The following is a 15272-nucleotide window of genomic DNA, read 5'->3' on the forward strand; positions in this document are numbered from 1 at the left end:
CTACTGGATTTGATCCTTATATATTATTTCATCCTTTTCAATGTCGTCAAGTGCAACTTTACCTATAACCTGATCTTTGTCAATCCATTTAAATCCATCTCCTGGGCTCAAAAGATGTAAATCACTTTTTTCGATTTTCTCGCCCTTCCTAATTGGCCGCTTACTTGCTATAGAACGCTCAAGTTTTGTTCGAGTAGACTTGATGGAATTTTCCACATACATTTCATGTTTTCCAAAACTCATTTCTAGATTTCGAATATCTCTCATCATCCGATGAATTCCATCTGGGGCAAGGGAGCCTGCCTGATCTGATCCCTTCATTGATCTATCCAAAGTGATGTGTTTTTCAACAATCTCTGCCCCCATAGCAACCGCTGCCACCGGCACCATTATTCCAATAGAATGATCGGAATATCCAATCTTATATTCGGGGTAATTCTCTTTTAAATAGGGAATTGTGTTCAAATTAATATTTTGGTACTCTGAGGGGTACTGAGACAAACAGTGCAGTATTGAGATTTTTTCGTGAAACTTATTAATTACTTCCAAGGCCTGATCGAGTTCTTCTTTACCGGCCATTCCTGTCGACAGAATTATTGGAATCTCAGTCTGCGCGAGTGCCTCAAGGAGAGGTAAATTGGTTAGGTCACGTGAGGCCACTTTCAAGAAATCTGGTTGGCACTTATCTAGTAAACTTAAGCATCCAATTGCACAGAACGTTTCGATGAAATCCAAACCTTTTGACTTGGCATATTGATAAAGTTCATAGTGTTGGACATCGTCCAATTCTAACGCCGCTCTATGCTCACCATAAGTATTACCAAAAGAGTGCTCAGATGTATAAGGTTGGCGCATTGCACTACCAGACAACTCTTCTTTGAGATCTCTTTTGGTCAACTTGACGGCATCCATTTTCTTCAGTTCTCTATTGAAGAGATCATCTATCACAGGTCGTGCCGCTACATCAATGAGCTGGCGTGCCACATCCATAGAGCCATTGTGATTTTGTCCGATTTCGCCAATTACATAGGTCATAATTATTTCTTATTCCTTTCGATTTCAATTTTCATACGTGACGACAATTCCGGACTCTGATTTACTAGCTGACAAATCTCTGCAGCTGTGGCCTTCAAAGGAGTAGTAAAGTTTTGCAATACTTCTTGAATGTTTATCAAATCTATTTCTGAATCAAAGGTAAGTCTGATTCCTCTATCTTGATCTATGAACAATGGGGTATTAAGCCATTTAACCCTGAACCTTTCAGGATATTCATAAAAATAATTAGTCACGTGTTCCAGATAAATTACTTCGTTAGTATCGTGCATGATCTTTTCCAGTCCTTCTCTAGATACAAATTCTGCAAAAAAACCATAATGCGATTTTATAGCAGGTAAATCTCCTTGTAGCTTGTACCCCAGATAATCAACTGGGTCCGATTTTCCGTGGTGAAATAAATCTTTGAGCAAATCCACATCCAAAAAAGGATTATCCGCACAGACCCTGATGGCATGTGTGAGTTTTTTCGAATCCATCGCCATAGCAAATCTTTGAAGTACATTGTGCTCACTTCCCCTATAAACATCAACCTCCATTTTTTTGGCTATATCCACCAATACATCATCCAGTTTGTTGACTGTGGTGGCTAGTATAATGGGAAGCTTCTTGTCGACTCTTCTAAGCTTATCAATTATTAGCTCGATCAACGTTTGGCCAGGAACAATTTCCGTAAGCATTTTCCCTGGAAACCTGCTTGATCCCATTCGAGCCTGGATTACAAAGCCGTAGCTAGTTTTCATTAGATGATTTAACCTGCATGAAAATTGATCCAAAAAAAGCAAGAATAATCAATACACTAAATAGGAGTGTGATTGTATTTCCTATGGCATAAGAGCTTGGCTCAAATCTGAATTCAATAATGTGTTCACCTTCAGGTATTTCTAAGGCTCGTAAAACGTAATTAGCTCTTAAAATGGGTGCTTCCTTACCATCAATGGTAGCTATCCAACCTTCAGGATAGAAAATTTCAGAGAACACTGCCAATCCATAACCTGTATTATTCGATTGATACTTCAGGTAGTTGGTTTGATATTCCAGGAGGGAAATTTCTCCATCGACTGATGTGACCTGGTCTGATATACTAAACTTCGAAACATCAATCACGGCAGTAGTTTTTGTGTTCAAATGACTGAGTTCATTGATTTCCTCGTCAGCAGATTCCACTTCTAATATTTCTTCAACAAACCAAGCATTACCATTAGCTGAAATATTTGGCAAAACAGCTTCAGCAGAAGTTCCTGCAATTAAATACTTCGTATTAAGCATATTCAACACACCAAGATTGCCGAAGTTGTAAGATCCTGATTGCAAAGCGCTTATAATTCTTGATTGTTCTGGAGCGATGCATCGCTCAATGAGTTCTTGATACCGACCTAGCTTGGCACCGTGATACCCCCCTATTGATTTATGATAGTATGAAGTTTTTGCATCATTAAAAGGGTTAAGAAGATTCATTACTCTGTAGTTTGAATCTGTATCTCTCAATATGGATTTGTCGGCTTCGGTTAGCTGGAATTCATTGTTAGCAGTCTTACGAACATATGAGTCGCTATCAATAAATCGCTTCGCAACCCCGAACATATCAATAAATACCAATAGAATCAAAATTGGAAAGGCAACCGATTTCGAGATTTTATTTTTTATCATCAACCAAACAACTCCGGCAAATAATAAAACGAAAATCAAACTTCTTAGCGCATCCATTCTTAAGAGGCTTGCCCTATCTGCTCTCAATGCAGTCAAATACCAGTCAGGGTAATTTGCAAGTTGAACATCTATTGCTCCACGATAGCTACCCAGACCCGCAAACAATACACATAGCATAGCAAAACCTCCCACTACTGCTATTGATAGAAAAAAGTACTTTTGATTTCGTTTATTAAAATCTGAAAGGACTTTCTCTAGCCCTAAAGCACCTCCTAAGATTATGGCAAAAACAGCCATTATAATTACGAAGGTCACCGAGCGGAATTTATTGTACCCTGGTAAATAGTCAAATATTACATAGTTGAGGTTAAAGTTGCTACCCCATGATAGGATAATCGCTATTAGAACGACAAGTCCCAACCATATTCTGTATTTGTTATCCAACACAAATAAGCCAAGCACAAACAAAAATATGACTATAGCTCCGGCATAATATGGGGCAGTCAATGGCTGATCTCCCCAATAAGCTGGAGCAGACTTTACTTGTTGTTTGATTTGTTGGCGATTAGCTCCGTTTTTCCTCAATGCCTCCTCTAGGTTCGAATTTTTACCAAGGTCCTCGCTCGCAGAGCCACCGTAAAAATTTGGTATAAATAGAAAAAGGGGTTCGAAAATTCCGTTGCTGTATTGAAACGCATAATCCTTATCCAGACCTGATTTTGCATCACCAGCTACCGTCAATTCTGATTTGCCTCTTGTGGAATATTTACCGTATTCAATTGTAGTAATTAATCTTCCAAAATTAGCTCCCACTGCCATCAATGCAGCAATAATTAGCACTACAGATGTCTTAGCAAAATCTGGAAGTGTCTTTTCTTTTATTGCATAAATTAATTGAGATACCCCAAATGCCAGCACCATCAATAATAGATAATACGTAATCTGAAGGTGATTTGGCCTGAGATGTAGGGCTAATCCCAAGGCGGTGACTGCTAATCCCCACAGTTTTTTTCCATCAAAAGTCCATTTCATACCAGCTAAAACCAGCGGCATATACGCTACTGCTACCACTTTTGAATTGTGACCAGCCATAATTCCTATTATCGAAAAAGCAGTAAACCCAAAAGCCAACCCTCCAATAATTGCTATCCATGACCGAACTCCAAAGGCAATCAACATAATGTAGAAGCACAGACATGCCACAAATACAATACTGGCAGGATGAGGAAGGTACAAACTGACTAGTTTATGTATTGGTTTTGTAAGCTCACCTGAGAATTGGGTATTGACCATGTAGCCAGGCATTCCTCCAAACATGGAATTAGTCCATAGCCCCTCCTCTCCGGTCTTCTCTCTGTAATCCTGTAATTCTTTTGCTCCACCTTGCCACTGTGTAATGTCATGTTGGGGCAATACCTTGCCTTCGAAGACAACGGGTGCAAAGAAAATAATGGAAGCAAAAAGAAATATTAATGGACCTAAAAGGTGCGATAGAATTGTTTTATAATTGCCAATCATTGAACTGTATTGAATGAAAAGCAATAATAACTTATGTTCTTTAAAGATCAATATCAAAAGTAGATTGATTGTACCTCTACAAAGCGGCTATATATTTCTTCGTTTATTGTTATTATTATTTTGTCTAAACGGTTCTCTTAAGACTTACTCGCAATCCAGTTTTCTTCGTAGTATTGGAGATAGTCAAGACCAGGAAGCTTCTATCGTCAAAGTTGGATCCGACGTCTTTGCTTTCGGTATTCAAGGAACAAATCCAAGCTTATTTGTAAGTAAACTTGATGCTAATCTCCTTCCCATTTGGACGAAAACCTATTCTTCAAACAATGCACTTCATCGTGATTTTGTCCTTTTACCTGATGGAAACCTCTTGTTTTCAGGTCTCGAGAACAATAATTTTAGTACTAGTCTTATAAAAATTGATGAAGACGGCAATGTACTCTTAAGTCAGAGCTATGGCTCGTTTGCTGACCGGCTAAAAAATCTGCTTGTCTCAAGTGATGGTTTCATTTACCACTCTGGAGAGTTAGAGGGGCTCGTCTCGGGTAGAAATAAGGTTACAGTACAAAAACTGAATTCCAATTTAGAACCGCAATGGGGGTTCTACTTGAACTATGAAGATGTCGAGTCAAATGTGGTTGACTCTGAAGCGTATGAAAGAGATATGGTTGAGCTGTCAGATGGGTCTCTAATCTTGGTTTTTACCTATTCTAATATAAGTGGAACCAATAGAAAAATTAGATTGGCCAAATTCAATTCCGACGGAGACGTGGAATGGGTCAAAGGCTATAATGGAGGTATATATGACCTACCACAAAGAATGGTCCGATCCGACGAAGATGATTTATACATTGTTTCGACCAGCAGCAGTTTTTCGCCTCAATTAAATATTTTACTCACAAAAGTAGACTCCAATGGCAATCATTTATGGTCTAAAGAATATCAATATGCCGGGGATCAAAATCCAGTGGAACTCATAATTGATTCTAATGATAATATTGTGCTAACCGGTAATACCACGAGTGGCACCCCTTTCTGGATGGGTATCAACCTTGAAGGCGTTCTACAATTTGCTTATCAACTCGAAACGGACGAGCAGGTCCAAGCAACGAAGATCATCGAATATGACCCTGGATACATTATATCAGGATCAATCTCTGATGGAGACGAGGATGTGCTATTGATAAGATTGGATGAAAATGGTGAGCTCACTACTCGTTGTATTTCGAATATTCTAGGAAATATCACTACAAACTCTGTCAATCTCACCACTGTAAATCTTAACTATACAAAAACTGATATTTCAGTGGCTGCAACTTCATCGTTAACTACCAATACTCTAACATATACTGATTCAGATATAGAATGTAAACTTTGTAATCAGCCGAACTATCTTGAGTATAATTTTTGCGAAGGAGAATTTGTTGAGTTGGATTATTCCATTTACGGATCCGACGTTGAGTGGAATGATGGCTCTACTCTAAAAATAAGGAAGTTATATGATCAAGGCTTTTATTGGGTCGAATATACTAATTCAGGTTGTTTGATTCGTGATGAAATTGAACTAATAGTCGCAAGTGTCGTTCCTGATTTCACTTTAGGTAATGACATCACATTTTGCACAGAAGGCACTATCATTCCCGATCTTATCAGTAATCCTTCTTTTACATATAATTGGAGCACCGGTTCAAATCAGGAAAACATCAGCGTTTCAGAATCTGGTGAATATTGGTGTAAGGTGACAGGTGAGTGTAATTCTAATTCGGACACCATTATAGTAACTGTGATTGATCCCATAAACTATGAACCATTAGAAGATACATTTTTATGCAAAGGTGATCTTCTAAATCTAACCCTGCCAAATGAATATAATTATGAATGGAGTAATGGCTCATTCTCATCATATCAAATATTCGATTCAGAAGGGAATTATTGGGTTGAAATTAGTACAGTCTGCCAATCAATTGTTGACAATTTTTCAATCAGTTTTAACCCAGAGGTTCCTTCGTTTTCATTAGGCAATGACACCACCATATGCACACAAGGCATAATCAGTCCGACCTTAGACAATGAGCCATCATTTTCATATACGTGGAATGTTGGCTCAAATCAAGAGAGCATTTCTGTGACTGAATCAGGACAGTATTGGTGCAGGGTCAGTGGTGAGTGCAATTCAATGGCTGATACGATCTCGGTTGAGGTCATTCCTCCAATTGTTTATTCTGCAATTAATGACACTCTCATCTGCAATGTTGATGAATACCGCCTCGACTTGCCAAAAGATTATAATTATTTATGGAGTACCGGATCTGTTAGTTCTGAAGAACAATTTGAGTCCAACGGAATGTACTGGGTTGAAATTAGTACTTATTGTGAAACAGTTTACAATGAATTTGAAGTTAAAATCTCCAACACCAAAGAAATCATTTTACCAAATGCCTTTAGTCCTAACAGTGATGGGATCAATGACTTCTTTGAGTTGCCAGAAGATTTATCCGGCTCAGATTTTACTGTTATTAACCGATATGGTAAAGTATTGTACAAGTCTGGGGACTATCAAAATGACTGGAATGGTAAAGAATTGGAATCAGGCAATTACTTTATTCTGATTTCGCACATTTGCCTTGAAAAAGACATCAAAGGGTCGCTCAATATATTAAAGTAATTGATCGATCAAATAATTAATATCCCCCTCATCATTATAAAAGTAGGCTCCCAACCGGATCAACCCATGTCGATGGGTAAACTCTACATCAGCATTCTTTAACTTCTCAATACGATCATCTGTCGCTTCTATCATAAGAATATTTGCACTTGCAGGATTGGGACTCATTATCTCTACGCCATTGGCCAGCAACTTCTCTCGAAGCAGGTTTCCAAGCTGGGCAGTTCGCTGCAAGATGTTGCTAAAACCTATGGCCTTAAGCTCGAGTAAGGCATTTTCCAACGCAAGGACTTGTTGGATTTTTGCATGACCCAGCTCAAAGCGCTCTATCCCCGCTCTATAGTTGGATAAGTCGTTGGCCTCCTTTTCAGCACTGATCATTGTGTTTTGCCCTGCGGCAATCACTTCATATCTGGAAGTGAATTCATGACTTGCAATGGCCAGAGCGATCCCATATCCTGCCACCATCCATTTGAATGCTGAAGCGAGTAGTACATCCAGATGCACTTCTGTCAGATCCAATGGGTTGGCAGCCAGTCCCTGAGTGGCATCAACAATAAATACAACGTCATATTTCCTACACAGCGTGCCAATGGCTCGTAGGTCAAGAAGGGCACCTGTATTGTACATCACCCAGCTCAGTACCAATACCTCCGCTCCATTTATGATCGCCTGCTCTATATCTTCGATTTCATATCCGAGCTCGTTTCTCTCAATCCACTCGATATCAAATCCGCGTAACATCCATGGCGCACTAGTCGCAGGATAGTCGGATTTCAACAGGGCCACTTTCTTCTTTTCGCTAAGCATTTCAGCCAGGTGATTCATGGCCGTACTTACATCAGGGATAATGGCAATTTCGTGATGCTGAGCGTTAGTCATTTCATGCATAAGTTGCCTCACGACTTTGGATGCTTCAGCAGCTCTTTCATTCAACTGGTTGCCTCGCGTCTGCAATAAATCGATACAGTCCTTCTGGACCTTTGCAGTCTGATCCGACATGGCACCAAAGGATGGTGTATTAAAATATATGCGTTGATTAGCCAACTGGTATTTTGCTCTAATTTGTTCCCAATTTGTGGTCTGCTGCATTAGGTATGTTATTTGATGGCCGTTTGCTGCCGTTGATAAGTCAAATACGGTTGTACATCACGAAGAAATAAATTTGCAGGCTCTTTTTCTTATATTTATTGAGATATTTTAATCAATAATTAATTGCACAAAGGTAATATGACTCAAAAATTCAGGATCGTCGGCAAATACAATTACTTGCCTGCACTAGTTTCTGTGATATTACTTTTCGCAAATGTGATGATCAGTCAGGCTCAGACTTTGAAGGAAAGTATGGCTCGGGGCCAAGAAATATATGGTAACGAATGCATGGTTTGCCATATGGAGAACGGGCAAGGATTGTCAGGCGCCTTTCCTCCGTTGGCATCATCAGATTATTTTGCAGACGACGTTTCCAAAGCCATAGATGCAATTGTAAATGGATTAGAAGGTGAGCTAACTGTAAACGATAATACGTACTTCGGTGTAATGGACCCGGTAGAGCTATCTGATCAGGAAATAGCCGACGTGCTCAATTACATTAGAAATAGCTGGGGTAGTGCCTCTTCAGCCATTTCAAGCGAAGAAGTAGCAAGCATTAAGCAAAATTTATGAGCAAAAAATCGAATTGGAACTAACATATGAAGGAATTTAAAACCATACTAGAAGCATATAGCAAGATAGATTTCTCTCAACGCAAGGCTGCCCTTGCTACAGTAGTTCAAGTGAAAGGATCATCCTATCGAAGTCCTGGGGCCCGAATGCTCATGATGGACAATGGCCGATGGGTAGGCTCTATTAGTGGAGGCTGTCTTGAAGGCGATGCGCTAAGAAAAGCACGGCAGGTGATTTTGAATAAGACCTCACGTACGGTGACCTACGACACCTCGAACGACGATGACAATCAATTAGGTATTGGGCTGGGTTGCAACGGGATCATCGATATTCTAATAGAACCTATCGACCCAGAGGATGAGAACAACCCCATATCTCAACTGAAGTCCTTTTTAGAATATGGGAATCTCGGAGTCAGTGCTTCCATCTTCGAATCCGACGATTCAGAATTGCCGGTCGGCACCAAAATAGATTTAAATGACAAGAACGAGATCGTAAGCAGCTCAATGCTTCTCAAGGAACTATTGGCCAACGATCTCACCAAGGTGGCCATCAATCAAAAGCCAAAAGTAGAGACCTACAAAACAGAAAGAGGAAATGTAAAAATATTTCTAGAGTTGATTCAACCGGGAATAGATCTACTTGTATTTGGTGGTGGATTCGATGCTCAGCCGGTGACCGAGCTGGCACATGTGCTCGGGTGGAATGTACGTGTCACCGATGAATGCGTCGCACACCTTGTACCCATTAATTTCCCTAAAGTAGATCAGATGCAATCTTGCAAGCGAGAGTATGTACAAAAGGAAATAAAAATCACTCCTTTCACCGCGGTGGTGCTTATGTCTCACAATCTCAAGTATGACGAAGAAGTGCTAAGCCAAATCATAGATAGTCCGGCCCCATACATAGGGATCCTTGGTCCAAAAAAACGGGCAGACAAGCTCTTTATAACACTAAAGGAAAAGTATAAGATAGAAGTCACTAACGAACAATTGGATAAAATTCACGCACCCATTGGATTAGATATAGGTGCTGAAACACCAGATGAAATCGCAGTTTCTATTATCAGTGAGATTCAAGCAAAATTCACCAATCGATCCGGTGGGTTTATCAAATATAGAACCGGCCCAATCCACCAGCGCGATGGAAAAGAGGATCAAGTATTCAAACAGGTCTATTTAAAGAACTTTTTTCCAAAACGAAAGACTAATTAATCAAGCACCAACCATATTGATACTAGCCGCAGGCAGCTCGAGCCGATTGGGTCAACCCAAGCAGTTGCTCCATTTCAAAAGCAGAACGCTCATTGAAAATGTTGTGGATATTGCAACCGGCTTATCAGATAAAGTCTTTGTTGTATTGGGATGTCACCACGAGCAAATTGCTCCAAAAGTCTCCGGTAGCAAAGCTACACTGGTCTGCTTTGATGATTGGGAGTTGGGTATGGGAAGCACCATTTCATATGGAATTCAACAAATACTCAACAAGGATCGATATACCAAAGAGGTGCTCATCCTACTCTGCGATCAGTTGCATGTGACATCACAGATGCTAACCGAGCTGATCTTCTTCCATGATGAGTCTGATCATCTTATTACAGCCTGTGGATATGATCAATCCTATGGTGTACCGGCTATCTTCAACAGAAAGACATTCATCGATCTGTTAAATCTAAGTGGTGAAAATGGGGCTAAAAAAGTTATTCACAAACACTTCAAGAATGTACAGGTCATTTCCTACCCAGACGCGCAAGTAGATATCGATACGCCTAAAGATTTGGCATTACTGAAGTAGTCATCATTTCTGTTTTTAAAGAATTGATTATTTTCACGTCGAACTAAATCCGATCTAAAATGTCGAAATGGGATAGCGATAAAATATTTAGTGTATCAGCCTTTCTAATCAGTGTAGCCACCTTGGCCACCTTAGTATATCAATCGCAGATCATGCGTGAACATCAGGAGAAAACCTCTTTTCCCAAGTTGGAATTGTGGAACAACAATAGTGACACTAGATATCAGCTAGAGCTAAAAAATACAGGGATGGGGCCGGCTATTCTCGAAGAAATTAAGGTAGTTTTCAATGACTCCACCTACGAGTTGGATCCGGCACAGTTTGCCCACCGATACAAGGACACACTCAATGCATTGTATCCGTTGGGCACCTCATCGCTAAGAAAGGGCAGAGTAATCGAGCCTGGAGTTAGAGCGTGGCCCATCAACATCAGTTATGATTCTATCAGAAATCATCCTATAGCCAATATTTTTAGAAGCGAAGAGGCAACTGTAATTATCAGATACTCATCGGTCTATCAGCATCAATGGGAAATCATAGGTACAGGTACCGCTCCTACCTTGTTGGACGAAGAGCCTCAAGTGATAAAAAAGCTATTGGGTGACTAAAAGAACCAAAGCTTGACAGCCATAATCAGGACTGTCACGATCAGAAAGTACCGAATCCATCGATCCCCTTTGTCCACAGACCATCTGCTCGCAGACCACCCGCCTATCGACGTCCCTGCTGCAAGTGTAATGCCCAGCACCCAATCTACCTGACCTTCCCATGCAAATACACCTAAAGCAAAAATGGTATAGATCAGAGCTACAAAAACTTTAATACTATTCGTCTTTACAAGTGAGATATTATTGATTAGTGTCAGTGAAGCTATAATAATAAACCCTACACCCGCCTGAATAAACCCACCATAGATGCCTACGAAAAAGAAGGCAAAGACACTTAATGCTTGTCTACCTCTGCTCATAAGCTCATGGCCTGAATTATTCTTCTTCAAAGGATTCGCTACCGTAATTCCTATCACCATGACCATGACAATCGCCAGTATTCGATTGAACAATTCTCCACTGATGTCAACTGCAATCTTTGCACCTATGATTGCGCCGACTAATGCTGATATCGAGAGCCAGATAGAGAATGGGAAAGCGGACACTCCTTTGCTTTTGAATCCACCTACAGCAAATACATTTTGAAGGAAAATACCCACTCGATTAGTTCCATTGGCTGTCGCTGGTGGGAGTCCCAAGAATATCAAAATGGGCAAAGTAAGCAGTGACCCTCCGCCAGCCACTACATTGATGAAACCAGCAATCACTCCAGATCCGAAAATCAGTAGGTACTCATAGTAGGCTAAATCTGTTGCTGCTTCCATATTTTATTGTTTAGTCACTGTGAGAAGGTCTGTGCAATCTTCAAGCAGCGTTAGGTTTGTTTTTTTCAATTTCGGGTGATAAAAATCTGGCGCTATTTCTACCAAAGGTACAAGTGTGAATCTTCTATTTTGGAGTTCCGGATGCGGAATAGTCAAATCATCCTGAGCCACTACCCTATCTTCAAAATATAAGATATCAATATCAATAAGTCTCTCACCCCATCTTTCAAATCTGATTCGACCCAACTGTTTTTCTATATTGAGGCATGCATCAAGTAGTTCTTCTGGTTTGAGTATGGATTCAATACAAATTACCTGATTAAGAAAATCCTCCTGATCCTCTTTCCCCCATGCAGCAGTTCTATATATAGAGGAGACCCTTTTCATGGTCCCAACCGTATTAGATAATAATTCCTGTGCTTGTAATAAATTAAGCTCTTTGTTACCAATATTGGTACCCAACAGCAAGAAGCATTGGCTCATAAAATAAAATTGAATAAGAGTAAGCGTAAAGCTGAAATTAATAGTTTTGCAATAATAGAAAATAAAAGAATTTAACATCTATGTCCTTCTTTAAATCTGTCTTATCGACAATCACTGCGCTGATTATTTTCAGCTTCCTTTTCCTAGTTCTAATCGTTCCGGTAACCATTGGAATATTAGCGGCTGGGTCGGATGAGGTGCCAACTGTAGAAGCTAACTCAGTGCTCTACATTAACCTGAGCGGCATGATCGTCGAAAGAATACCGGAAGACCCACTGGCAGATCTATTTCCTGATGAAGGAGATACTCAAATCGCATTGCTGCAAACGTTGGAGACTATTGAAGCGGCTAAGTATGATGAAAACATCGAAGGTATCTACCTCGAACATGGTTTTGTCTCAGGCGGATACGGCTCATTAGAAGAAATCAGAATGGCTCTGGAGGACTTCAAAAGTAGTGGAAAGTTCATCTACAGCTATGGTGAATATATATCAGAAGCCAACTATTATGTGGCCTCGGTAGCAGATGAAATCGTCCTTAATCCTATCGGTTCACTGGAATTTAATGGACTTGCGGCCAATGTCACTTTCTTCAAGGGACTTTTTGAGAAATTGGATATAGAAGCACAAATATTCAGAGTGGGGACTTATAAAAGCGCCGTCGAGCCATTCTTTAGAAAAAGCATGAGCGAGGCGAGTAAAGAACAAACTGCTTCTTTTATCAACAACATATATGATCACGTACTACAAAATGTGAGTGCTTCGAGAAATGTCGAGATCGATCGATTAAAGACTATTTCGAATCAAATGATGGTGAGAAAGGCTGAAGATGCAAAAGAGTTCGGATTGGTCACGAAGATCGCCTATGAAAATGAAGTCAAAGATATGATCAGACTACAGATCGGTCTCACATCCGATGATGATATCAATTTCATAAACATAAATAACTACATGAAAACTGTAAGTTCAGGCTATTCTTCCAACAAGGTAGCTGTTATTGTGGCGGACGGAGAGATCGTTTCCGGCAACGGGGATATAGAAAGTGTAGGGTCCGACAAATTTGTAAAGGCTATAAGAAATGCAAGAGAAAGCAAGCGGGTAAAGGCAGTAGTCATCAGGGTAAATTCACCTGGTGGGTCTATGATTGCTTCAGATGTAATCTGGAATGAAATCATACTTACCAAAAAAGAAAAACCCGTAATCGCTTCGATGTCCTCTGTGGCAGCATCAGGTGGCTATTATTTATCCATGCCTTGTGATACCATTGTCGCACAGCCCACCACGATCACCGGATCAATCGGTATTTTTGGAATGATTCCAAACCTGGGAGGTTTTCTTGAAAACAAATTGGGTATCACCAATGACGGGGTGTCCACAGGAGAATTCTCCGATATCTATCGAGTCTCCAGCGCACTAAGCGACTATGAAAAAAGCATCATTCAGACTTCTGTTGAGCGTGGTTACGAGACCTTCACATCCAAAGCTGCAGAAGGTCGGGGTATGTCTCAAGACGATATCAAAGAAGTAGCATCAGGGCGAGTTTGGACTGGCAGTCAAGCCAAAGAAAAAGGATTGGTAGATGTGTTGGGTAGTTACAAAGATGCCGTGGAGTTAGCTGCAAATGCAGCAGGTATAACTGATGACTATGCTGTCTCATATTATCCTCAACTCAAATCTAAATGGGCAGAATTATTTAGCAATGTGATGGAAGAAACAGAAAGTCGGATCTTCCATAAAAACTATGGCGAAATGGCTAAGTACGTAGACGCCATCAAGCAGATAGAGAAGTATCAAGGTATTCAGGCTAGAATGCCCTATGAGCTGGAACTGAGATAAATCATTCCGATTCATTTTTAAACCTGAAATCTGCATTAGATAATCTATTCCAATCATAAAGCACTTTGAAATAGACACTTAACATATATTTATTGAATCACCATAGCGGTGCTATGCCTCTTCAATATAAGTGCCCCTTTCTTTGCACTTTATGCTTTCATCACGATTCCTAATGCATAATCCAGGTTAAACCAAAAATTGCTTAATCCTCTCGGCCATCAACCTTGATCAAAAAGGCAATCCGTATCTCTGATTCTATAAAAAATACTCTTAATGAATTGGAAGATGCCTTTCCTCCCTGTGTTTGTCCAGATGAAAATCTAAATGATGATATAAACTCAGTCTGAAAATATGGCGATTTTCATATTTGTATGGAGCTCCATAGTGCCTAAAGCTATACATATATCCGGCCTGGACCTGTAGTTGCTCGCTCAGGTTGTAACCCAAACCAGCGAAAAGTCGGTTATCCTCGAGGTGATTGTAGACTATTGATTTGCCCGCCTGAATAAATATCTCCTCATACATACTCAAAAACAACGTGTGATTTTCGAATGCAGGTTTGTTGAGAGGCACATACAAAGTAAGCTTATATCTAAACCTATGCGTCAATTTAAATTCTGAGCCCTTTTCATAATCTCGTTTAAATCGTTGCTCGATTCGAATCTGATGAAAGAGCTTGATATGATCAAAAGGAGTAGCAAAAACCATCTGCTCCCAGGTTCTAAACTGCGGAACCACATTGTCTACATTTGGATCATCCTGATCTGGTGCCCAATAATAAGGATTCACAAACCCAACTGTGACATCAACATATTTGGCAAGTGTATAGGTCGCTCCAAATCTTAGATAGATTTGAGCCATGTCATTAAATCCGTCGCGCTTACGAATATGATATTCGCCGTAGTAAGCCCATTTATCATTGAAATGGTATTTGGTATAGAAGCCTAGCCATACACCATTGCTTGTAATCTTTTCTTTTTCATCAGGCAGCGAGCCTACTTGTGCTTTCGTAGTAAGGGCAATTGCAAAAATTAGAGTTATGGTAAAGAAGTGCTTGAGTGAGTTGATCATCTAAGAATAGCTGGAAATATTCTAATGTTAGTTTGACTTATTTGAAGTAAATAAATCAATAATTAAGTGATAAGAAAGCAATTCAGTTATAATGTCGCATTTCGGCTAACCAATACATTACAATTCGCCCAGGACAAGATGGTCTTGCTAATCCGATTACTTGAACCTA

General features: G+C 40.0%; 13 protein-coding genes. 6 read left to right on the top strand and 7 right to left on the bottom strand.

Going from position 1 to position 15272, the window contains the following annotated elements; genetic code table 11:
• From ABJF11_RS12885 to ABJF11_RS12895, 3 genes are read right to left on the bottom strand one after another with little or no spacing between them, the layout of a single operon-like run.
• Entirely contained in the window at window positions 1–1035 is a 1035-nt protein-coding gene (locus ABJF11_RS12885) for an N-acetylneuraminate synthase family protein (protein ID WP_348120280.1), read from the bottom strand.
• A 2-nt stretch (window positions 1036–1037) separates the two neighbouring features.
• Entirely contained in the window at window positions 1038–1796 is a 759-nt protein-coding gene (locus ABJF11_RS12890; RefSeq protein ID WP_348120281.1) for a hypothetical protein, read from the bottom strand.
• Window positions 1786–4221, bottom strand: a complete 2436-nt coding sequence (locus ABJF11_RS12895; protein WP_348120282.1) for a YfhO family protein — start codon at window positions 4219–4221, stop codon at window positions 1786–1788. Before ABJF11_RS12895 ends, ABJF11_RS12890 begins: the two co-directional genes overlap by 11 nt.
• 13 nt (window positions 4222–4234) lie before the next feature.
• Here ABJF11_RS12895 and ABJF11_RS12900 point away from each other — a divergent pair, with 13 nt between their 5' ends.
• Window positions 4235–6883 (top strand): gliding motility-associated C-terminal domain-containing protein, encoded by a 2649-nt coding sequence (locus ABJF11_RS12900; RefSeq protein WP_348120283.1) that lies wholly within the window; start codon window positions 4235–4237, stop codon window positions 6881–6883.
• On the opposite strand, the gene ABJF11_RS12905 is transcribed toward ABJF11_RS12900, so the two are convergent.
• Window positions 6875–7975 carry an aminotransferase class V-fold PLP-dependent enzyme gene (locus ABJF11_RS12905; RefSeq protein WP_348120284.1) on the bottom strand — a complete coding sequence of 367 codons (1101 nt, stop codon included), beginning with the start codon at window positions 7973–7975 and terminating at the stop codon, window positions 6875–6877. The genes ABJF11_RS12900 and ABJF11_RS12905 overlap by 9 nt on opposite strands.
• A 138-nt stretch (window positions 7976–8113) precedes the next feature.
• Here ABJF11_RS12905 and ABJF11_RS12910 point away from each other — a divergent pair, with 138 nt between their 5' ends.
• From ABJF11_RS12910 to ABJF11_RS12925, 4 genes are read left to right on the top strand one after another with little or no spacing between them, the layout of a single operon-like run.
• Window positions 8114–8548: a cytochrome c gene (locus ABJF11_RS12910; protein WP_348120285.1), complete on the top strand. Its 435-nt coding sequence runs from the start codon at window positions 8114–8116 to the stop codon at window positions 8546–8548.
• 26 nt (window positions 8549–8574) lie between these two features.
• Window positions 8575–9762, top strand: a complete 1188-nt coding sequence (locus ABJF11_RS12915) for an XdhC/CoxI family protein (protein ID WP_348120286.1) — start codon at window positions 8575–8577, stop codon at window positions 9760–9762.
• Window positions 9763–9778: 16 nt separating this feature from the next.
• Window positions 9779–10342, top strand: a complete 564-nt coding sequence (locus ABJF11_RS12920; RefSeq protein ID WP_348120287.1) for a nucleotidyltransferase family protein — start codon at window positions 9779–9781, stop codon at window positions 10340–10342.
• Between the two features lie 59 nt (window positions 10343–10401).
• Entirely contained in the window at window positions 10402–10950 is a 549-nt protein-coding gene (locus tag ABJF11_RS12925; RefSeq protein ID WP_348120288.1) for a hypothetical protein, read from the top strand.
• Here the strand turns inward: ABJF11_RS12925 and ABJF11_RS12930 are convergent.
• Entirely contained in the window at window positions 10947–11714 is a 768-nt protein-coding gene (locus tag ABJF11_RS12930) for a sulfite exporter TauE/SafE family protein (protein WP_348120289.1), read from the bottom strand. The two genes, ABJF11_RS12925 and ABJF11_RS12930, sit on opposite strands and share 4 nt — an antisense overlap.
• Before the next feature lie 3 nt (window positions 11715–11717).
• Entirely contained in the window at window positions 11718–12197 is a 480-nt protein-coding gene (gene folK, locus ABJF11_RS12935) for a 2-amino-4-hydroxy-6-hydroxymethyldihydropteridine diphosphokinase (RefSeq protein WP_348120290.1), read from the bottom strand.
• Window positions 12198–12277: 80 nt separating this feature from the next.
• Here folK and sppA point away from each other — a divergent pair, with 80 nt between their 5' ends.
• On the top strand, window positions 12278–14032 hold the full coding sequence (sppA, locus tag ABJF11_RS12940; RefSeq protein WP_348120291.1) for a signal peptide peptidase SppA: 1755 nt from the start codon (window positions 12278–12280) through the stop codon (window positions 14030–14032).
• A 270-nt stretch (window positions 14033–14302) separates the two neighbouring features.
• Here the strand turns inward: sppA and ABJF11_RS12945 are convergent, their stop codons facing one another.
• Window positions 14303–15103, bottom strand: a complete 801-nt coding sequence (locus tag ABJF11_RS12945; protein WP_348120292.1) for a DUF2490 domain-containing protein — start codon at window positions 15101–15103, stop codon at window positions 14303–14305.
• Between the last annotated feature and the right edge of the window lie 169 nt (window positions 15104–15272).

The organism is Reichenbachiella sp. (assembly GCF_039941815.1).
Lineage (GTDB): Bacteria > Bacteroidota > Bacteroidia > Cytophagales > Cyclobacteriaceae > Reichenbachiella.